Origin of the sequence: Pseudomonas sp. GZJR-8 (genome assembly GCF_002916705.1) — a bacterium.
Taxonomy (GTDB): domain Bacteria; phylum Pseudomonadota; class Gammaproteobacteria; order Pseudomonadales; family Pseudomonadaceae; genus Aquipseudomonas; species Aquipseudomonas synxantha_A.
The window spans coordinates 188678-208361 of record NZ_JXSI01000010.1 but is presented as its reverse complement, the minus strand read 5'-3'; the positions used below and the strand labels follow the sequence as shown (position 1 = coordinate 208361).

Here is a 19684-nt window from a genome sequence, read left to right as displayed (position 1 = left end):
GAAAACAATCCCCCTGCTTGCCAGTGAAGACGAACACATCGGCCGCCCCCACGCGGGCGTGGATGACAGTACGGTGCTGCGCGCTACACGGGTGGTGGCGTGGGTGGCCGTCATGCTTGTCGCGTTTGGCGCCTGGGCCTCCGTGTTTGAAGTGGACGAGGTGTCCACCGGCAGCGGCAAAGTCATTCCCACCTCCCGCGAGCAGATCATTCAGTCCCTGGAAGGCGGGATCGTCACGGAGCTGAATGTGGGGGAGGGCGATATCGTCAAACAGGGGCAGGTCCTGGCCAGGCTTGATCCGACCAAGACCGAATCCAACTTCGATGAAAGCGCTTCCAAGTACCGTGCGTCCCTGGCCAGCGTGGCGCGGTTGCAGGCGGAAGTGAACGGCAAACCGTTGGCATTCCCGGCGGAGCTGTCACGTTACCCGGCGCTGATCAGCGCTGAAACCGATCTGTTCAACACCCGGCGCAAAGGCCTTGAGGAATCCCTGGCCGGTGTACGCTCTTCCCTGGGGCTGGTGCGCAGTGAGCTGGAGATTACCGAAAACCTGGCCAAGGTTGGGGCCGCCAGCAATGTCGAGGTGCTGCGCCTCAAGCGCCAGAAGGCCGAGCTGGAATTGAAACTCAGCCAGGCGCGCTCCGATTACCTGGTGCGCGCCGGTGAGGACCTGGCCAAGGTCAACGCGGATGTGCAGACGCTGTCGTCGGTGATGCGCGGGCGTTCGGATTCGGTAACCCGCCTGACCTTGCGCTCGCCGGTGCGCGGTATCGTCAAGGATATCGAGGTCACGACCATCGGCGGCGTCATCCCTCCCAATGGGCGGCTGATGCAGATTGTGCCGCTGGATGAACAGCTGCTGATCGAGGCGCGAGTCTCGCCCAGGGACATTGCCTTCATCCATCCCGACCAGATGGCCAAGGTCAAGATCACGGCCTATGACTATGCCATTTACGGCGGCATGGACGGCAAGGTAGTGACCATTTCGCCGGACACCATTCAGGACGAAGTCAAACCGGAAGTTTTTTACTATCGGGTGTTTATCCGCACCGATGCCGACACCTTGAAAAACAAGGCCGGCAAGACGTTCTCGATCGTGCCCGGCATGATCGCCTCGGTAGACATCAAGACCGGTCAGAAAACCGTGCTCGACTACCTGATCAAACCGATGAACCGGGCACGCGAAGCGTTGCGAGAACGCTAAGGAGGCAGGATGGGTAGAACGTTCGGCATCGGTGTGCTGTTGGGCCTGACGATGGCCTGTACGTCCTGGGCGCAGGCGTTCGATGAGGCGACGACCCCACTGCGCTGGAATGCGCCCGCCGACCGCGCTACCTGCACTGAGCCAGGTTCGGCGCTGTGGGTCGAGATTGCCCGAGGCGATGCCTGCATTCGTTACTTCGCTGGCGGCGCCCTGGAGCGTGCGCCCGTGGTGATTGTGATGTTCCACGGTGATCGCACGAGCGAGATGCATCGTGCGCCGCAGGCGATTGCCGGCAACACCTTGGCCGCCAAAGTCAGCCAGGCCACGATGCTGACCAAGCGCGCGGGTGTGCCCCTGGTGATCGTAGCGCGCCCCGGCACCTACGGTTCCAGCGGCAACCACGGGCAACGGCGTCAGGCGCAGGAGTTCATTGCGCTCAATGGGGCGCTGGATCAGTTGCGCGAGCGCTATGGCATTGGGCAGTTCGTGTTGCTCGGGCACAGTGGTGGCGCTACGGTTGCCGCTGCACTGTTGACGCTGGGCCGTACCGACGTGAAATGCGCGGTGATGACCTCCGGTGCTTTCTCGCTGGTGCAGCGGGCGCAGATGATCCGCCAGAGCAAGGGCCTGCCTTCAAGGCCTGGGCGTGACACCAATGGGTTGCTGCACCCTTATGATCCGGCCCGGCACATCGATGGCATAGCCGTCGCACCCGCACGGCAGTTGTATGTGATTGGCAGCCCGGACGATCAAGTCGCACCGTTCGCCCTGCAGGAAGCTTTCTTCCAGGCACTGATGCGGGCCGGGCACCAGGCGCATTTGATCAAGGCGCTGGGCGTGCCGACGGCCTTTCACCAGTTGCGCCATGACATCGGGCTGAAGACGGCGGCGCAGTGCGCGGGCTAGACCGGCACCGCCTGTTCGCGTGAGGTCAACCAATCACACAGCTGCGACAGCCCCGTCCCGCCCGAGCTCTTGACCATGACCCAATCGCCAGGCTGAAACCACGGTTGCGGGTCGTTCGCCAGTGCCTGGTTCAGCGCCTTGGCATTCTCGAACCATTGCACTGGCAGCTCGTCACGCAACGACAGGTACAGCGCGTACATCAACGGGCCGCACAGCACCACATGCCGTGGCGCCACCGCCCGCAAAGGCTCGGCCATCTCCAGGTGATAACGTTGGGCGTCGGGCCCGAGTTCGAGCATATCCCCCAGCACCAGCACACGGTGCTGCGGTGGGGCAGGCAGATCGGTCATTGAGCGCAGCGCGGCACTCATCGAGCCAGGGTTGGCGTTGTAGGCATCGTTGATCAGTTGGAAATGGCCGCCTGTGCAGGTAATTGACAGGGTATTGCCGCGGCCTTCGACGGGCATGAAGGTCCCTAGGGTTTCCAGCGCCTGCTCGACCGCAAGCCCGCGTGCAGACAGGGCCGCCAGTACTCCCAACGCGTTGATTACCATATGCCTGCCGCGCGCCTTCAGACTGAAATTCAAGGGTTGCCCGGCAAGGAGTGCGTTGACGTTTACTTGATGGACTTCACTGTTCCAATCCAGCAAGCGCAGGTCCGCTTCGGGGTGTTCGCCGAAGCTGATCACGTGCAAGTGGGCCACCTCGGCGGCTTCGGCGAACAGCTCGTAGTAAGGCATGTCGCGACAGAGTACCGCGTGACCGCCCGGGGCCATGGAGGCGAATATTGCGCTTTTTTTGCGCGCCAGGTTTTCCAGGGTTCCGTGATACTCCAAGTGCGCCGGTGCGATGCCGGTGACGACGGCGATCTGCGGGCGAACCAGCGCCGAGTTGATCGGCATACGCCCAACGGCCATTTCCAGCACCCAGAATTCTGCCGGCTCAGTCATGCTCGCCAGGTTCCAGGCAATGCCGTGGGGCAGGTTGGCGTTGGCTTCGGTCTGGCCCACGTTGCCCCAGGGTTTCAACGCCTGGGCAAGCATTGCCACCACAGTGGTCTTGCCGAAACTGCCGGTAACGCCAAACACTGTTCCACTGAAGTGCTGCCGGGCGTGGCGGCCCATCTGCAACATGGCCTCGCTGGTGTCGGCAACCTGCAATACCGGCAGCCCACTGCTCAGGTAGGGGGTGGGGTCTACACACAGGAAGGCTGACGGTCGACGTTCGGGTTTGGCCTGGGCCCAGCGTTGCGCCGATTGCGCTTCATTGGGGCCGACCCGGCTGGGATGGCGACTGAGGATCCGCTGCGGCTTGAAGAACTGCATGGAGGGCGTCAGCCCCGTTGCGCGCCAGCCGGGCGGCGTTGGGGTTGCCCACGTGCCCTGGGTGACTTGCGCCAGGGTATCTGCGTTCCAGGCTCGATCCACGCCGGTTGCGGCCTGGACCCAACTGACCTGAGGGGCACCATCAAGCAGATAACGGTGGTAAGCGATCAGCCCGGAAAGATAGTGTTCTACATCGTCGATCCGTACCCGGAACGCGTGATGACGAATAAAGAAGGCCCCGGCGATGCGCGCCGGGTTGGCAAAATACATCGCCAGTTCCGGCCAGAAATAGCCATTGAGCAGATAGCGGGCGCGATGATGCAGCGCGCGGTAGAACGCGTGCAGATCAATCTCTTCAAGCAGGTGGCGCAGTGATGGTTGCTGGGCGATGCGTGTCAGCATCTGCTGCGCTGCCATCATCAACTCCAGCAACGTCGGAAAGGTGGTGATGCGTTGCTGGACGAACCCCAGATAGCCGGCGACGTTGTTCAGGCCAAAGCGAAAATATTTTTCGTCAGGTCGGTAGCGGGTCAGTTCGTTCACGCAGTAGCTGAGCCAATGGTCATGCTCGCGCCAGTGCTCTTTCTCGATGAAATAGTCGAAGGCTTTTTCCACCACGGCCAGCCAGCGCTCGTTGCGGGTCAGCCCATAGAGACGGATCAACCCGAAAGCGGCCTCGCCATCGTAGTAGATAATCCTAAATGGTTCTTTGACACTCAGGTCATGGGCATGCAAAACGTGCACAAACGCCCCGCTGACAGGATCCTGCATCCAGGCCATGCCGTTGGCGAGGGCTTCAAGAAGCGGCAGGTAACGGCGAGTGCCGGTGACGTCGCTGTACTTGACCAGTGCCAGCAGGCACACCGCATTGCCGCCCAGCTTGATCTCGTTGTCGGTGTCGATGAGAAACGCCGCCACGCTGCCATTGGGCAGCAACGAGGGCCTGATCAGTACCTCGGCGAGGTGAGTCAGCGAGCGCTCGATCGCTGCCTTGAGCTGTTCATCGCCGGTCAGTGCCCAGGCCTCGATCATCGAGTAAGTGGTGCTTGCGTGGCGTAGCGTGTTGTAGTTTTTGATGGTTCGGTCAAAGCAGGGGAAGTAGCCGTAGATAAATTGCCCGCTGTCTTGCACCTGCGTGCTCAGGTAGCTGGATGCGCTGTTTATACACGCCCGAACATCATCAGGTGCGAGCGCTCCCAGGGCACGCCAGCCGGTTTGCGGCCCGCTGCTGTTAAGGGGGTGGGCGACGCCATCTTCGGCGCAGAACACACCGGTGGTGTTGAAGGTGAACACGCGGGTTTCGGGGGCAAGCGCTGCCACGATGGCTGTGGCCTGTGAGCCGCTGAACCGTCGCTTGGCATAGGTGACGAAGTTATTGGTGTTGAAGGTCGCGTGGGCAATGTCGCTGCCGCCGTACAGGATGGCATTGGCATTCAATTCCTGTTCGGTGATTGCCAGCTGCATATCGGCATCGAATGCAAGGCCGTGCCTGAAGTAATTGCGCTTGTGGCGCTTGAGGCGTTCACTGAACTGTTCCCAGGTTATTGGCGTCACGTTGAATGCACGTTCGACGCGGATCCACCAACGATCTGTTTTATGAGTCCCTTGGAGAACAGCCTGTTTGTCGCGATGTAGCAGTTCAATCTCACCCAATCGCCACGCAGTTTCGAAGTTGTCAGCCGTAATATGAAATACCACTGCACGGTACGTGCTATCACTTATTGAAAAAAATAAAGTGCAGGTAGGCGGGGAATTGGATGAGGCACCCGGCTCGTTAACGTGTTTGCTCAAAAGAGTGTAGCAAGCGAGCAGTTGCTGTTTCACAGGCGAAACTCTCCATGCATCATAACTTGGCGATGGCTATTGTTAATTGACGAGTGGGTACGTCAAAAAAGCAAACTTTCTCGCAGCAGAAGTTATTGTCCGTCCATAGGCTGATGTTCGAATTTATATATCAGGAGTACATCGAAGAGTCTTCCTTTGCGGGCTCTCGGACAGGTGAGGCCACTAGGTTTTCGTGTTGTTGGAGGTGATCGCGAATCAGTTTGCGAATGACCTGAGAGATAGTAAGGTCAACGTCGTTGGACAAGGATTCCAGCCGTTGTTTGGTCGGCGCGTCGATGAGGATGGTCAGGCGCGTAGTTTTATCAGGCATTTTTCTAGTCCTTTTACATACAAAAGCGCGGTCTCAACTGCCGCGGGCAGCACGTGATGCGAGAAGTGTTGAAGGCTTAGAGCCGTGCAGTCAATACGCCGGGATTCTAATTCAACTCTCCTGGCATTTTCTACAGAAGGTGATTGAAAGTTCAGATAATGTGAGCTTCTGCACCTTTTACCTATATCCCTATTATCATGCGATTGTAATCCAATGAGCCTGAATACTAACAAGGCTCCAATGAAATTATACGAAGCAGGCGCAGCTGTCAAAATTAATACTATCTATAACTAAAGTAGTGTATGGGCGCGCTGATAATGTAGGCAGGCGACTTTTTTTCATTATGCCGGTTTTTTTTGGAGTGTTTCGCCGAAAAATACAACTCGAAAAAACGGCTGTTGTTTGTTTTTACTTTTTGTGGTTTGGGGGGGGCAGCGGGGCAGTTGGCACGACGCCGGGGCGTTGAAGCAAAAAGGGCCAGGATGACCCTTTTTCAGGTGAAGGGATCAAGCAAAAACGAAGTACTTGCGCACGGTCTCCACTACTTCCCAGGTACCTTTCATGCCTGGCTCCACCACGAAGATATCCCCTGCGCGCAGATGAATCGGCGCCATGCCTTCAGGCGTGATCACGCAGTAGCCTTCCTGGAAATGGCAGTATTCCCACTTCACGTACTCCACGTACCACTTGCCCGGCGTGCAGATCCAGGTGCCCATGATCTTGCTGCCGTCTTCGCTGGTATAAGCGTTGAGGTTGACGGTGTGCGGGTCGCCTTCAAGCTTTTCCCATTTGCAGGCATCCAGGACCGGCAGTGGGTGGGTGTCGCGCAGTACGGTGATGGGCTTGGACATGATGACTCCGAGGCAGGGAAGGGAAAGCTCAACCCTAAGGCCTTGGGCGCTGCGCCAGTGGTCTGAACTCGACATCGGGATGTCCAGAAGCGCAGGTCATGTGATGAACTGGAAATCACCCCCATCCCTGTGGGAGCCGGGCTTGCCCGCGATAGCGGAGTGTCAGGCAATGAAGAGGCTGGCTGCGCCATCGTCATCGCGGGCAAGCCCGGCTCCCACAAGGGGCATGTCTAAACGAAAGATTTGTGCAGTAACTGACCATTTTCTCGCAGTAAGTGCGAAACATTTCCCATCTCACGCCAGAATTCGCAAGAAAATTCAGAGCTGGCCCTCGTATCATTCACCCCAGTACCCAGTGAGAGCCTTGCAATGAACCCAATAAAAACGTGGTGGGATATCAGCCCGCCCTTGAGCACGGCGACCCCGACCTGGCCGGGCGATACGCCGTTCCAGGAAGAGCGCGTGTGGCAGTTCGGCCCGGAGTGTCCGGTAAATGTGGGGCGCGTAACCCTGTCGCCGCACACCGGCGCCCATGTGGATGCACCGCTGCATTACAGCGCCGATGGCGCGCCGATTGGCGAGGTATCGCTGGATGTATATATGGGCCCGTGCCGGGTATTGCATTGCCTGGGCAGCGGCGCGTTGGTGCAGCCGCATCAGTTGCAAGGGCGTGTGGATAACCTGCCGGAGCGCGTGCTATTGCGTACTTATCCACAAGCGCCACTGACTGAATGGGATTCGAATTTCACTGCCATCGCCCCGCAAACCATTGAGCTGCTCGCCGGCCTGGGTGTTCGCCTGATCGGTATCGATACGCCGTCCCTGGACCCGCAACAATCCAAGACCATGGATTCCCACAACGCCGTGGCGCGCCATGGCATGGCGATCCTCGAAGGCATCGTGCTCGATGAAGTGCCGGAGGGCGACTATGAACTGATCGCGCTGCCGCTACGTTTTGCCCATCTCGATGCCAGCCCGGTCCGCGCCATTCTCCGCCCGCTCAAGGAGCCCACGCGATGAGCCAATGTCCTTTCTCAGCTGATTACCAACCGCCGGAAGAATGGCATAACGCCGAACTGAATTTTTCCGAGTCCATGAGCTATGGCGATTACCTGGACCTGGGCAAAGTCCTCAGCGCCCAGCACCCGCTGTCGCCAGACCACAACGAAATGCTCTTCATCATCCAGCACCAGACCTCGGAGCTGTGGATGAAGCTGATGCTTCACGAACTCAAGGCTGCCCGCGAACATGTGCGCCTGGGTGAGCTGCCACCAGCGTTCAAGATGCTGGCGCGGGTGTCGCGGATCTTCGATCAACTGGTACACGCCTGGGCCGTGCTGGCGACCATGACGCCTTCGGAGTACAAGGCGATTCGCCCGTTCCTGGGGCAGTCGTCGGGGTTTCAGTCGTTCCAGTACCGCGAGATCGAATTCATCCTGGGCAACAAAAGCCCGGCGCTGCTGCGGCCCCATGCTCATCGCCCGGATTTGCTGCAGCAATTGCAGGTGGCAATTGCCACGCCGTCGCTGTATGACGAAGCGGTCAACCTGATGGTCAAGGCCGGACTGGCGATTGACCCGCAGCGCGCCGAACGCGACCCGACGGCGGCCACAGTGCATGACGACTCCGTGGAGGCGGCGTGGCGCGAGGTGTATCGCGACCCGAATCGGTACTGGGACCTGTATCAGTTGGCCGAGAAGTTTATCGACCTGGAAGATTCGTTCCGCCAATGGCGCTTCCGACATGTCACCACGGTGGAGCGCATCATCGGCTTCCAGCCGGGTACCGGCGGCACCGAAGGCGTGGGTTACCTGCGCAAGATGCTCGACACGGTACTGTTTCCCGAACTCTGGCGAGTACGTTCCACGCTCTAAACAAAAAAGCCCCGGATCTGCGGGGCTTTTCATTTGGAATGCAGCTAAAAATGTGGGAGGGAGCAAGCCCCTCCCACAGAGTTTACTGGGTTACTGCAACTTTCCCGTTTCTGATCCGAAACCGATAGGCGATGTAGATAATTCCCACCCACACCGGCATCGCATACACCGACTCGCGAATCCCCGGAATCGCCAGCATCACGCCAATGATCATCACCATGAACGCCAGGCACAGGTAGTTGCTGAACGGGAACCAGAAGGTCTTGAACGACGGTGTCACGCCTTGCTCGCCCATGGCCTTGCGGAACTTGATGTGGGTCAGGCTGATCAGCGCCCAGTTGATCATCAACGAAGCAACCACCAGCGCGAACAGCAACTCCAACGCACTGTGCGGCGCGACGTAGTTGACCACCACGCACAGCATTGTCACCAACGCCGAAATCGCCAGGGCCCGCAGCGGCACGCCTTGTTTGTTGAGCTTCATCAGCGCCTTGGGCGCGTCACCCTGCTCGGCCAGGCCGAACAACATGCGGCTGTTGCAGTACACGCCGCTGTTGTACACCGACAACGCCGCGGTCAGCACCACGAAGTTGAGGATGTGGGCGGCGGTGTCGTTGCCGATCAACGAGAAGATCTGCACAAACGGGCTGCCGCTGTAGGCATCGCCCGACGCGCCGAGGGTTTGCAGCAATTGATCCCACGGGTACAGCGACAACAGCACGGTCAGCGCGCCGACGTAGAAAATCAGGATGCGGTACACCACCTGATTGATCGCTTTGGGGATGACCTTGCGCGGTTCGCTGGCTTCGGCGGCGGTGATGCCGACCAGTTCCAGGCCACCGAACGAGAACATGATGAAGGCCATGGACATCAGCAGCCCCATGCCGCCGTTGGGGAAGAAACCGCCGTGGCTCCACAGGTTGCTGACCGACGCTTGCGGGCCGCCAGTGCCGCTGAACAGCAGGTAGCAGCCGAGCACGATCATGCCGACAATCGCCACCACCTTGATGATCGCAAACCAGAACTCGGCTTCACCGAAGAACTTCACGTTCAGGGTGTTGATCAGGTTCACCGCAACAAAGAACACCAACGCGCTGACCCAGGTTGGAATCTCCGGCCACCAGAACTGGATGTACTTGCCCACCGCGGTCAACTCGGCCATGCCCACCAGCACGTAGAGCACCCAGTAGTTCCAGCCGGCCAGAAAACCCGCGTAGCCGCCCCAGTATTTGTGCGCAAAGTGGCTGAAGGAGCCGGCCACCGGCTCTTCGACGATCATCTCGCCGAGCTGGCGCATGATCAGGAACGCGATAAAGCCGGCCACCGCATAGCCCAGGATCATCGACGGCCCCGCCGACTTGAGTACCCCGGCCGAGCCGAGGAACAAGCCTGTACCAATCGCGCCTCCCAAGGCGATCAGCTGAATGTGCCGGTTCTTCAGGCCACGCTTGAGGCCCACCGGGTTAACCATGTCATCCGCCATTAACATTCCCTTCTACTTGTTTTTCTCAAGGGTGATTGCACGCCGCATCGGCCCCTCAGAACTGCTGAGGGTCAGATATTACTCTGCGTAAACTTTTCGTAATACAGCTGAACGCCATCAAGTGCCTGATCCACCAGCCATTGTTGAATGGATTCGACCATTGGAGGGGGGCCGCACACGTACATATCCGCCGATCTGTCCCGCAATTCGGCCAGGTCAAAATGTTCGGTGAGGTAGCCGCGCTTGCCGGGCCATTCGGATGAAGCATCGCTGAGTACTTCGGTGTAGCGAAAGCCCGGGATTGTCCTCGCGTAGTCCTGGATACGCGCCGCTTCGCATAAATCCTCGGCACTGCGCACGCCGTAGTAGAGGTGCACCGGTTGCGAGCAGCCGTTGGCCGCCAGTTCATCGAGCATACCCAGCAACGCCGACAACCCGGTACCGCCCGCCACCAGCACCAGCGGCCGGGTGACATGCCGGAGGTAGAACGCCCCCAATGGCGCCTCCAGCAGCATCGCGTCGCCCGCCTGGCAGCGTTCGCGCAGGTAGTTGCTCATCACCCCATCCGGCAGCAGGCGCACCAGGAACTGCAGTTGGTTACCCGGCCGATTGGCGAAGGAGTAGGAGCGCCAACTGTCGGTGCCGGGCACCGCGACACGAGCGTACTGGCCAGGCAGGAAATCCAGTGGCTGGTCCAGTTGCACCTGCAAGATCGCCGTACTGGTGGAGACCTGCTGCACGTCGCTCACCGTACCGCGTACCTGCACTGGCCCGGATGCATTGCACAGGCTTGAATCGAAGTCGAAGTAGAAGGTGGCGTCGGACTGCACCCGAGTCTGGCAACTGAGCATCTTGCGTTGCTGCAGGTCGAGGCTGGAGAGCGCTTCTTCGTCGACATAGTCCTGGGTGTACTCGCCGGATTCGCAACGCCCCTGGCAGGTTCCGCACACGCCTTCGCGGCAATCGAGCGGGATCTTGATACCGTTGCGCAGGGCTGCATCCAACAGGATTTCATTGGCGCCCACCGGGAAGAACAAGGTCTTGCCATCGGCAAAGCTGAAGGCCACTTTGTGATTCATTGGAAAAACTCCCGGTGCCTATAGGTGATAGAAATCCAGCACCGAGTTGATGGTGTCGTTGAGCAGCAAGGCGTGCTTGCGCATGATCAGCCAGCTGTCGCCCGCAGGCTTCAGGTGGTACGTGGCATGCCCGTAGAACTGCTCGGACGTGGCCAGGCGATAGAACAACGTGTGCCAGTTCAAGCGCACCTCCAACGTGCCATCAGCCTGCTCTGAAATGCGCAGGTTATTGATCAGGTGCAGAGTGCGCGGCATTGGCGTCGCCGAGGCAGCCTTGCCGGTGCGCAGGCGGAACACGCGGTCTTCCAGGCCCGAACGGTTGGCGTAGTAGATCAACGACATCTCACGTTTTGGGTCTTTGGTGTAGACGTGTTCCGAGTCCCATTGCGGCAAATGGAATTCGCTCTGGGGGTCGAACAACTGCACGTAGGCGTCCCAGTCCTGGGCGTCGCACAGTTCGGATTTACGGTAAAAAAACTGCTCGACCCGGTACTGCAATTGCGCATTCATCACTTCACCTCCCGCAGGCTCAGGGCCCGCTGGTCCAAACCCTTGAGCAGAAACTGTTGCCAATTGCGGTGCTGGTTGACGTACAAGCCTTCGTGAGTGAATTCAGTGCCGGTCATGGCTGGTTGAATGCCGATGGCTTCACTGTTGGGCGTGGGTCCGGTCTCCCAGCGGTGGCTGCCCCGTGATATATCGCTCCAGCGTTCCAGGCGGCCCTGGAAACCGCGCTGGGCTTCGCGAAACTCCACCAGGTCGTCCGGCGTGCCCATGCCCGAGACGTTGAAGAAATCTTCGAACTGGCGAATGCGGTTTTCGCGATCCGCGTCGGATTCACCCTTGACCCCCAGGCATTGGCTGATGATCTCGGTCTTGTTCCAGGCCACTGGGCGGATGATGCGCAGCTGCGAACTGATCTGGTCGAGAAAGAACAGGCTGGGGTAGATGTTCAGGTTGCGCAGGCGGTGCATCATCCATTCGGCCTTTTGCTGGCCATGTTCGGCCACCAGGCGCGGCATGATGGTGGCGTAGCCGGAACGTACGCTGGGGTTGGGCATGTCGCTGAACAACACACTGTGGCCGTTATTGAAGGCGAACCAGCCGTCATCGGTATTCGCGTCGCCGGCGCCGAGCTTGCTGTAGTCCAGCGTTGTGCTTGCGCCTGCGCCGTTCTCGGTATTGACCTGCTGGCGATGCTGCACCGTGGCCACGTAGTTGTAGTGCACGGTGCTGACGTGATAACCGTCCAGCCCGTTTTCGTTTTGCAGCTTCCAGTTGCCGTCGTAGGTGTAGGCCGACTTGCCCGGCAGCACTTCCAGCTCACCGGTCGCCGATTGCGCGACCATCATGTCGAAGAACACTTTGGCGTCGCCGAGGAAATCTTCCAGGCTGTTGGTGCCGTTTACGTCGAGGCTGATAAAGACAAAGCCTTTGTAGCTGTCGATGCGCGCCTTTTTCAGGCCGCGGGTGGCTTTATCAAACCCTTCGGGGTATTCCCCCGGCGCCTTGACCTTGACCAGCCGGCCATCGCTTTTGTAGCACCAGGCGTGGAACGGACAGGTGAAGGTGGACTGGTTGCCCTTGCCCACGCGGGTGAGGGTGGTACCGCGATGCTGGCAGGCATTGATCAACGCGTTGAGCCGGCCTTCGCCGTCGCGGGTGATGATCATCGGCTGGCGCCCGGCACGCATCGTCACGAAGTCGTGGTTATTGGCCAGTTCGCTTTCGTGACAGGCATAGATCCAGTTTTTCTCGAAGATCAGTTCCATCTCCAGGTCGAACAACTCGGGTTCGGTGAACATGTCGCGGGCGATGCGGAACACTTCATCTGCCGGGCGAAAGTCCAGGCAGCTTTCGATAAAGGTTTTCCACTGCTCGACGGTTCTTGCACCACTCATGGGAGGCACCTTTTGATAATGGCTAAAACGGGTGAGCCATTAAGGCGCTGCAGAAGGGCGGTGGGCTATCCGCTTAATGGGGGAAGATGGGCCGCAAAGTTGGGCAGCAAATACTCAACACGGTGCGGCGCGGTGACGCAATGGGCTACTGTCATTGCAGGTGACGGTCGCAGAAAACCTGAATTTATCCACATAGTCGACGGTTGCTATCCACGTGGTTGCAACGGCGCCGACGTGGCTTGGAACTTGCTGTCGATGTTCAACGATGCGCCGCCAGAGCGCGCAAACGCCTAACCGCCGTGGGTGCAGCCCGATGAGTAGCCAGACACACGATATTCATATTCAACGCTTTGACCTCGAAGGTGCCCGCAGCTGGATGTCCGGCATCTGCGGGCCCCATCGCCTGGCGACGGCTACCCCCGAGCGCCTGCGATTTCACCACAGCGCCAATGTGTTCAAGTCCCGCGCCACCACCCTGGGTGTGATTGAGTACGGCACCGACGTGACCATCGACATCGAAGACGCCGAGCATTTCAGCAGCTACAGCCTGAGCCTGCCGTTGGTGGGCGAACAGGAGCTGAGCAAGAACGGTGAACGCCTCAGTTCCAACCGCGACCAGGGCGTGATCATTTCACCCAACGAGCACCAGGTGCTGGCGATTTCCGGTGACTGTCGCAAGTTGCAGGTGGTGATCACCCGTACGGCGATGAGCGAGTCGCTGGAAGGTTTGCTGCAACGGCCCATTGATGCGCCGCTGCGCTTTGAATCGGTGATGGATGCCGTGGACGGCGCCCCGGCTTCGTGGTGGCGCATGGCACGATACTTCATCGCCGAACTGGAATGCAGCAGCGAGTTGTACGAGCAGGCAGCATTTACCCGGGACCTGGAAAGCTCGCTGATCAAAGGGCTGATCCTGGCCCAGCCGAATAACTATTCTGAAGAGTTGCGCGAGGTGTTGGGGGTAAAACTGCCGCACTACCTGATTCGTGCGCGCCAGTACATCCACGACAACGCCCGTGAAGCGCTGCACCTGGAAGACCTGGAAGCGGCGGCCGGGGTGTCGCGGTTCAAGCTGTTCGATGCGTTTCGCAAGTACTTCGCCTTGTCGCCCATGGCGTATCTGAAGAAGCATCGGTTGGGGGCGGTGCGACAGGAGATTCTTGAACAGGGCTCGGTGCGTACTATCTCTGAAATTGCGTTGGGTTGGGGCTTTACTCACCTGGGGCGGTTTTCGGCGGAGTACCGCAAGTTGTTTGATGAGTCGCCCAGTCAGACACAGCAGCGCAAGCGCATGCGCATTACTTGAACCTGATGAAGATCAAAATGTGGGAGAGGGCTTGCTCCCGATAGCGGTGTGTCAGGCACTGGAAAAGTTGACTGAACCACAGCTATCGGGAGCAAGCCCCCCCCACATTGGATTTTCAGTGCATATGGAATCTCAGATCAACTCTTCCACCAGTTGCAGGCAATGAGTCAGCCCCGGCGACTGGTCATTCACCCGTCGGCTCAGAATGATCGGCGAGGTCGCAGTCGCCTCCACCACCGGCGTATAGCCAATATCCGCCCGATGCAGCACCTGCACCGACGCCGGTACCAGCGTTACACCCATACCGGCGCCTACCAGGCCGATGGCGGTCTGCAACTCGTTGGTCCACTGCGCCACCTTCAGGCTCAAACCGTGGGCGTCGAACAGCGCGATCACATGGTCGGCATAACTGGGGCGCGGGTTGCCTGGGTAGAGCACAAAGGGCTCGGTGGCCAACTGGGCGAGGGTGGCAGGGGCACCCAGCAAGGGGTGACCGCTGGGCAGCACGGCCACCAGGCGATCCTCCACCAATACGCGCTGGACGATGGCCGGGTCGTCGATGCGAATGCGCCCGAAACCCACATCGATGCGCCCGGCCTTGAGCGCTTCGACCTGTTGCAGCGTAGTCATCTCCGACAAGCCCAACTCCAGCTCCAGGGCCTCGTGATTGCGCAGCCTGCGAATCAGTTCCGGCAGCACGCCGTACAAGGTCGAGGGTGCAAAGCCGATGCCCAGCCACGTCTTTTCGCCCAGGCCAATGCGCCGTGTGTTGTCGCAAACCGTGCCCAGCTGTTCAAGCAGCACATTGGCGTGTTCATAGAAAAACCGCCCGGCTTCGGTCAGGCGCAACGGTCGGCTACGCTCCAGCAGCAGCACCCCCAGTTCATCCTCCAGCTGCTGGATTTGCCGGCTCAAGGGCGGCTGGGCGATGTGCAGGCGTTCGGCAGCCCGGGTGAAATTAAGGGTCTCGCCCAGCACCTGGAAATAGCGCAAGTGACGCAGTTCCATATCGACTCCTTTCATACCTTGAGGGTATCGCACAAGACCAATTCTATATTGGAAGCCCGAAAAAATGCGGAACAGAATCGACGCAAATCTATAAAGAACCCAACGGGTATTGCCATGCCGATTTGCACCATCGAGTCGATCGACACCCTCATCGTCGATCTCCCCACCATTCGCCCGCACAAGCTGGCGATGCACACCATGCAAAACCAGACCCTGGTGATTATCCGTCTGCGGTGCACCGACGGCATTGAAGGCATCGGCGAAGCTACCACCATCGGTGGCCTCAGCTATGGCAATGAAAGCCCCGACAGCATCAAGGTCAACATCGACCGCCATTTCGCGCCGCTGCTGATCGGCCAGGATGCGAACAACATCAACGCCGCCATGTTGCGCCTGGAGCGCAGTATTCGCGGCAACACCTTTGCCAAATCCGGCATCGAAAGCGCCTTGCTCGACGCCCTCGGCAAACGCCTGGGCCTACCGGTCAGCGAACTGCTGGGCGGGCGCGTGCGTGACGCGTTGCCGGTGGCCTGGACCCTGGCCAGCGGCAATACCGAACAGGACATCAGCGAGGCCGAGAAAATGCTCGACCTGCGCCGTCACCGCATCTTCAAATTGAAGATCGGCGCCGGTGAAGTCAGCCGCGACCTGGCCCATGTGATCGCGATCAAAAAAGCTTTGGGCGAGCGCGCCAGTGTGCGTGTCGACGTCAACCAGGCCTGGGATGAGGCCGTGGCGCTGCGGGCGTGCAAGGTGCTCGGCGACAACGGTATCGACCTTATCGAGCAACCCATCTCACGCAACAACCGTGGCGGTATGGCCCGGCTCAACCTGTCGAGCCCGGTGCCGATCATGGCCGATGAGTCTATCGAGTGTGTCGAAGATGCGTTCAACCTGGCGCGTGAAGGCGCGGCCTCGGTGTTTGCCCTCAAGATTGCCAAGAACGGCGGCCCCCGCGCCGTGCTGCGTACGGCGGCGATCGGCGAGGCGGCAGGCATCGGCCTGTACGGCGGCACCATGCTCGAAGGCGGTATCGGCACCCTGGCGTCGGCCCATGCCTTCCTTACGCTGAGCACACTGGCGTGGGGCACCGAGCTGTTCGGCCCGTTGTTGCTCACCGAAGACATCCTTGCCGAGCCACCGGTGTACCGCGATTTCCAGCTGCATGTTTCCACTGCACCGGGCCTGGGCCTGGCGCTCGATGAAGAGCGTCTGGCGTTCTTTAGCCGTGACAAATATTAAGAGGCGCCTGCCATGTTGTTCCACGTAAAAATGACTGTGAACCTGCCCCTCGACATGCATCCCGAGCGTGCCGACAGCCTCAAGGCCGAAGAGAAAACCCTGGCGCAACGCCTGCAACAAGAGGGCAAGTGGCGCCACCTGTGGCGCATCGCCGGGCACTACGCCAACTACAGCGTGTTCGATGTCGACAGCGTGCAGGACCTGCATGACCTGCTGATGCAACTGCCGTTGTTTCCTTACATGGCTATCGAAGTGAATGCGCTGTGCCGGCACCCGTCGTCCATCCATGCGGACGACCGCTAAGCCGGTTTCAACCTGATAATTACAAGATGAGGAGTGCACCATGTCCATCCGCCTGTCCCAGACTGCCCACGCCCAACGCTTTCTCGAAGAAGCCAGCGGCAACCTCAATGACGCCGGCAACCCGCGCGCCAAGGCGCTGATCTACCGGATCCTGCGCGACACTGTGAACATCATCGAAGACCTGGAAGTGACCCCCGAGGAGTTCTGGAAGGCGGTCAACTACCTCAATGATCTGGGTAAAAACCAGGAAGCTGGCCTGCTCGCCGCTGGCCTGGGCCTGGAGCATTACCTGGACCTGTTGATGGACGCCGCCGATGAGCAGGCGGGCAAGTCCGGCGGTACACCGCGCACCATCGAAGGCCCGCTGTACGTGGCCGGCGCGCCGCTGTCCAAATACGAGGCACGGCTGGATGATGGCAAGGACGACGCGGTGCCGTTGTTCATGCGCGGGCAAGTGCGCGATACCGAGGGCAAGCCATTGGCGGGGGCGATTGTCGATGTGTGGCAGGCCAATACGGGCGGTACTTATTCGTGGTTCGACCCGAACCAGTCTGAATTCAACCTGCGCCGACGTATCGAGACGGATGCCCAGGGCCACTACCGTTTTCGCAGCATCGTACCCTCGGGCTACGGCTGCCCGCCGACCGGGCCGACGCAGCAGTTGCTCGATCAATTGGGGCGCCACGGGCAACGGCCGGCGCATATCCACTTTTTCATCTCGGCGCCCGGGCATCGGCACCTGACCACCCAGATCAACCTCTCGGATGACCCGTACCTGCATGATGACTTTGCCTATGCCACCCGCGATGAACTGATTGCCGAGATCCGCTTCAGCGACGATCCGCAACTGGCGCGGGAATTTGGCGTGGAAGGGCGGTTTGCGCAGATTGATTTTGACTTTGAGTTGCAGGTGGCTGATGCGCCGGTGGAGCAAAAGCGCATGCAACGCACACGGGCTCTCGAGGACTGAGCGCGGGCAGAATGTGGGAGGGGGCTTGCCCCCGATAGCAGTGTGTCAGTCACTTATTTACTAACTGATCCTCCGCTATCGGGAGCAAGCCCCCTCCCACATTTAGTTCACATTTGATCTGTAGTGATGGGTTACTTGCGCAGGACCAGATCCAGCACCTCATCCCGATCCTTGATCTTCTGCAGCACAATTTCAGAGCGAATATCCATCACCCCCGCCGTGCGGTTCAGGTGGTTCACGATAAAGTCCGAAAAGTGCTTGAGGTTGCGTGCCTGCACCCGCAGCACATAGTTGCTGGCACCGGTGATCACATAGGCGCTCGCCACCTCTGGCCAGCCTTGCACCTTCTTGATAAAGGTCTCATGCCAGTCCTCGATATCCTGGCGCAGCGACAGGTGCACGATGGCTTCGAGTTCGATCCCCAACTGTTCGGCATTCAATACCGCGCGATAGCCGCTGATGATTTCTTCGCTCTCCAACAAACGCAAACGGCGCAGGCAGGCAGAGGGTGACAGCGCGACTTTTTCCGCCAGTTCCTGGTTGCTGATACGGCCATCCTGTTGCAGAAAATGCAGGAGGCGCAGGTCGGTGGCGTCGAGAATCATGCTTGGAAGATATCCGCGTATTTTGAGATTAAATTCGAATTTCCTACAGCTTAAATAGCCGTTTGCCCACCACTTTGCACGAAAATTCTCTAAAAGTTCGTTCATTATTTGGTCCATCCTCACTTATAAAAACCAGGACGACCCATGACCACTCGAAGCCATTGCCAAGCCCTCGACACCCAGGACCCTTTGGCACCCCTGCGTGCCCAATTCGCCCTGCCCGAGGGCGTGATCTACCTCGACGGCAACTCCCTCGGCGCGCGCCCGGTGGCAGCGCTGGAACGGGCACAGCAGGTGATCGCCCAAGAGTGGGGCAATGGCTTGATTCGCAGCTGGAACAGCGCAGGCTGGGCGGATTTGTCCCAGCGCCTGGGCAATCGCCTGGCACCGTTGATCGGTGCGCGTGAGGACGAAGTGGTGGTCACCGATACCACCTCGATCAACCTGTTCAAGGTGCTGAGCGCGGCGTTGAGTGTGCAGCGTCAACGCTCCCCGGCGCGCAAGGTGATCGTCAGCGAAGCGAATAACTTTCCCACCGATTTGTATATTGCCGAGGGCCTGGCCGAACTGCTGCAACAAGACTATTCCCTGCGCCTGGTCAACAGCCCGGCCGAACTGCCCCAGGCCATCGACGCAGACGTGGCGGTGGTGATGCTCACCCACGTCAACTACAAGACTGGCTACATGTACGACATGGCGGCGCTGACTGCGCTGAGCCACGAGTGTGGCGCGCTGAGCCTTTGGGACCTGGCGCACTCAGCGGGCGCGGTGCCTGTGGACCTGCACCAGGCCGGCGCTGATTATGCCATTGGCTGCACCTACAAATACCTCAATGGCGGCCCGGGCTCCCAGGCATTTGTGTGGGTCAACCCGGCGTTGGTGGATGTGGTGCGCCAGCCGTTGTCAGGCTGGTTCGGGCATACCCGCCAATTCGCCATGGAGTCGAGCTACGCCCCCAGCGCCGGCATCGCGCGCTACCTGTGCGGTACCCAACCGATCACTTCGTTGGCCATGGTGGAATGCGGCCTGGACATTTTCGCCCAGACCGACATGACCAGCCTGCGCAGCAAATCCCTGGCATTGACCGACCTGTTTATCGCGTTGGTCGAAAGCCGCTGCGCCGCCCATGGCCTGGAACTGATCACACCGCGTGAGCACGCCCGGCGCGGCAGCCATGTGAGCTTCGAACACCCCGAAGGTTACGCGGTGATCCAGGCCCTGATCGCCCGAGGCGTGATCGGCGATTACCGTGAGCCGCGGATCATGCGCTTTGGTTTCACGCCGCTGTACACAAGCTTTACCGAGGTGTGGGACGCGGTGGAAATCCTTGGTGAAATTCTCGACAACCGCACCTGGGACCAGCCGCAATTCAAAGTCCGAAACAGCGTTACTTAATAGCACCACACACCCAATGTGGGAGGGGGCTTGCTCCCGATAGCGGTGTGTCAGTTGACATATCAGTGACTGACACA

At 59.5% G+C, this 19684-nt stretch carries 18 protein-coding genes; 9 read left to right on the top strand and 9 right to left on the bottom strand.

Going from position 1 to position 19684, the window contains the following annotated elements:
- Window positions 1–37 precede the first annotated feature (37 nt).
- On the top strand, window positions 38–1204 hold the full coding sequence (locus TK42_RS20000) for an HlyD family efflux transporter periplasmic adaptor subunit (RefSeq protein WP_218276555.1): 1167 nt from the start codon (window positions 38–40) through the stop codon (window positions 1202–1204).
- A 9-nt stretch (window positions 1205–1213) separates the two neighbouring features.
- On the top strand, window positions 1214–2110 hold the full coding sequence (locus tag TK42_RS19995) for a S9 family peptidase (RefSeq protein ID WP_103734934.1): 897 nt from the start codon (window positions 1214–1216) through the stop codon (window positions 2108–2110).
- Here the strand turns inward: TK42_RS19995 and TK42_RS19990 are convergent.
- The 3 genes from TK42_RS19990 to TK42_RS19980 all read right to left on the bottom strand — a co-directional run bounded on the left by TK42_RS19990 (window position 2107) and on the right by TK42_RS19980 (window position 6441).
- Entirely contained in the window at window positions 2107–4989 is a 2883-nt protein-coding gene (locus TK42_RS19990; protein WP_256584612.1) for a Mur ligase family protein, read from the bottom strand. The genes TK42_RS19995 and TK42_RS19990 overlap by 4 nt on opposite strands.
- A 400-nt stretch (window positions 4990–5389) precedes the next feature.
- On the bottom strand, window positions 5390–5590 hold the full coding sequence (locus TK42_RS27175) for a hypothetical protein (protein WP_005791371.1): 201 nt from the start codon (window positions 5588–5590) through the stop codon (window positions 5390–5392).
- A gap of 506 nt (window positions 5591–6096) precedes the next feature.
- A complete protein-coding gene (locus TK42_RS19980; protein WP_003194115.1) occupies window positions 6097–6441 on the bottom strand; it encodes a cupin domain-containing protein in 345 nt (114 codons plus the stop codon).
- A 369-nt stretch (window positions 6442–6810) separates the two neighbouring features.
- Between TK42_RS19980 and kynB the strand changes: the two genes are divergently transcribed.
- The gene (gene kynB, locus TK42_RS19975; RefSeq protein ID WP_005791369.1) at window positions 6811–7461 is read left to right on the top strand and encodes an arylformamidase; all 651 of its coding nucleotides are present in this window, start codon (window positions 6811–6813) and stop codon (window positions 7459–7461) included.
- Window positions 7458–8315 (top strand): tryptophan 2,3-dioxygenase, encoded by an 858-nt coding sequence (gene kynA / locus TK42_RS19970; protein WP_005791367.1) that lies wholly within the window; start codon window positions 7458–7460, stop codon window positions 8313–8315. The genes kynB and kynA overlap by 4 nt, the downstream gene beginning before the upstream one ends.
- Before the next feature lie 82 nt (window positions 8316–8397).
- Here kynA and TK42_RS19965 read toward each other — a convergent pair whose 3' ends face one another.
- From TK42_RS19965 to antA, 4 genes are all read right to left on the bottom strand, one after another.
- The gene (locus tag TK42_RS19965; RefSeq protein WP_005791366.1) at window positions 8398–9798 is read right to left on the bottom strand and encodes an amino acid permease; all 1401 of its coding nucleotides are present in this window, start codon (window positions 9796–9798) and stop codon (window positions 8398–8400) included.
- Window positions 9799–9869: 71 nt separating this feature from the next.
- Entirely contained in the window at window positions 9870–10877 is a 1008-nt protein-coding gene (gene antC / locus TK42_RS19960) for an anthranilate 1,2-dioxygenase electron transfer component AntC (protein WP_032879489.1), read from the bottom strand.
- A gap of 18 nt (window positions 10878–10895) precedes the next feature.
- Entirely contained in the window at window positions 10896–11387 is a 492-nt protein-coding gene (gene antB / locus TK42_RS19955) for an anthranilate 1,2-dioxygenase small subunit (RefSeq protein ID WP_005791362.1), read from the bottom strand.
- Entirely contained in the window at window positions 11387–12778 is a 1392-nt protein-coding gene (antA, locus tag TK42_RS19950) for an anthranilate 1,2-dioxygenase large subunit (protein ID WP_032879492.1), read from the bottom strand. The genes antB and antA overlap by 1 nt, the downstream gene beginning before the upstream one ends.
- A 313-nt stretch (window positions 12779–13091) precedes the next feature.
- Here antA and TK42_RS19945 point away from each other — a divergent pair, with 313 nt between their 5' ends.
- Window positions 13092–14084 (top strand): AraC family transcriptional regulator, encoded by a 993-nt coding sequence (locus TK42_RS19945; protein ID WP_103734932.1) that lies wholly within the window; start codon window positions 13092–13094, stop codon window positions 14082–14084.
- 132 nt (window positions 14085–14216) lie between these two features.
- Here TK42_RS19945 and TK42_RS19940 read toward each other — a convergent pair whose 3' ends face one another.
- Window positions 14217–15092, bottom strand: a complete 876-nt coding sequence (locus TK42_RS19940) for a LysR family transcriptional regulator (RefSeq protein ID WP_032879497.1) — start codon at window positions 15090–15092, stop codon at window positions 14217–14219.
- Window positions 15093–15206: 114 nt separating this feature from the next.
- Between TK42_RS19940 and TK42_RS19935 the strand changes: the two genes are divergently transcribed.
- From TK42_RS19935 to catA, 3 genes are read left to right on the top strand one after another with little or no spacing between them, the layout of a single operon-like run.
- Complete coding sequence (locus TK42_RS19935) at window positions 15207–16334, top strand: muconate cycloisomerase family protein (protein ID WP_103734931.1); 1128 nt, start codon at window positions 15207–15209, stop codon at window positions 16332–16334.
- A 12-nt stretch (window positions 16335–16346) separates the two neighbouring features.
- The gene (gene catC, locus TK42_RS19930; RefSeq protein ID WP_032879502.1) at window positions 16347–16637 is read left to right on the top strand and encodes a muconolactone Delta-isomerase; all 291 of its coding nucleotides are present in this window, start codon (window positions 16347–16349) and stop codon (window positions 16635–16637) included.
- A gap of 40 nt (window positions 16638–16677) precedes the next feature.
- Window positions 16678–17607, top strand: coding sequence for a catechol 1,2-dioxygenase (gene catA / locus TK42_RS19925; protein ID WP_032879505.1), 930 nt, complete (start codon window positions 16678–16680; stop codon window positions 17605–17607).
- 131 nt (window positions 17608–17738) lie between these two features.
- Here the strand turns inward: catA and TK42_RS19920 are convergent, their stop codons facing one another.
- Window positions 17739–18212 carry an Lrp/AsnC family transcriptional regulator gene (locus TK42_RS19920; RefSeq protein ID WP_103734930.1) on the bottom strand — a complete coding sequence of 158 codons (474 nt, stop codon included), beginning with the start codon at window positions 18210–18212 and terminating at the stop codon, window positions 17739–17741.
- A gap of 144 nt (window positions 18213–18356) precedes the next feature.
- Here TK42_RS19920 and kynU point away from each other — a divergent pair, with 144 nt between their 5' ends.
- Window positions 18357–19607, top strand: coding sequence for a kynureninase (gene kynU, locus TK42_RS19915; RefSeq protein ID WP_103734929.1), 1251 nt, complete (start codon window positions 18357–18359; stop codon window positions 19605–19607).
- Window positions 19608–19684 lie beyond the last annotated feature (77 nt).

What these genes read in the sequence shown, in the direction of transcription:
- antC (WP_032879489.1), bottom strand. Translation starts at nt 10,877, where the DNA reads ATGAATCACAAAGTGGCCTTCAGCTTTGCCGATGGCAAGACCTTGTTC.
- TK42_RS19980 (WP_003194115.1), bottom strand. Translation starts at nt 6,441, where the DNA reads ATGTCCAAGCCCATCACCGTACTGCGCGACACCCACCCACTGCCGGTC.
- catA (WP_032879505.1), top strand. Translation starts at nt 16,678, where the DNA reads ATGTCCATCCGCCTGTCCCAGACTGCCCACGCCCAACGCTTTCTCGAA.
- antA (WP_032879492.1), bottom strand. Translation starts at nt 12,778, where the DNA reads ATGAGTGGTGCAAGAACCGTCGAGCAGTGGAAAACCTTTATCGAAAGC.
- TK42_RS19965 (WP_005791366.1), bottom strand. Translation starts at nt 9,798, where the DNA reads ATGGCGGATGACATGGTTAACCCGGTGGGCCTCAAGCGTGGCCTGAAG.
- TK42_RS19940 (WP_032879497.1), bottom strand. Translation starts at nt 15,092, where the DNA reads ATGGAACTGCGTCACTTGCGCTATTTCCAGGTGCTGGGCGAGACCCTT.
- TK42_RS19920 (WP_103734930.1), bottom strand. Translation starts at nt 18,212, where the DNA reads ATGATTCTCGACGCCACCGACCTGCGCCTCCTGCATTTTCTGCAACAG.
- kynB (WP_005791369.1), top strand. Translation starts at nt 6,811, where the DNA reads ATGAACCCAATAAAAACGTGGTGGGATATCAGCCCGCCCTTGAGCACG.
- TK42_RS19995 (WP_103734934.1), top strand. Translation starts at nt 1,214, where the DNA reads ATGGGTAGAACGTTCGGCATCGGTGTGCTGTTGGGCCTGACGATGGCC.
- catC (WP_032879502.1), top strand. Translation starts at nt 16,347, where the DNA reads ATGTTGTTCCACGTAAAAATGACTGTGAACCTGCCCCTCGACATGCAT.
- kynU (WP_103734929.1), top strand. Translation starts at nt 18,357, where the DNA reads ATGACCACTCGAAGCCATTGCCAAGCCCTCGACACCCAGGACCCTTTG.
- TK42_RS19945 (WP_103734932.1), top strand. Translation starts at nt 13,092, where the DNA reads ATGAGTAGCCAGACACACGATATTCATATTCAACGCTTTGACCTCGAA.
- antB (WP_005791362.1), bottom strand. Translation starts at nt 11,387, where the DNA reads ATGAATGCGCAATTGCAGTACCGGGTCGAGCAGTTTTTTTACCGTAAA.
- TK42_RS19935 (WP_103734931.1), top strand. Translation starts at nt 15,207, where the DNA reads ATGCCGATTTGCACCATCGAGTCGATCGACACCCTCATCGTCGATCTC.
- TK42_RS27175 (WP_005791371.1), bottom strand. Translation starts at nt 5,590, where the DNA reads ATGCCTGATAAAACTACGCGCCTGACCATCCTCATCGACGCGCCGACC.
- kynA (WP_005791367.1), top strand. Translation starts at nt 7,458, where the DNA reads ATGAGCCAATGTCCTTTCTCAGCTGATTACCAACCGCCGGAAGAATGG.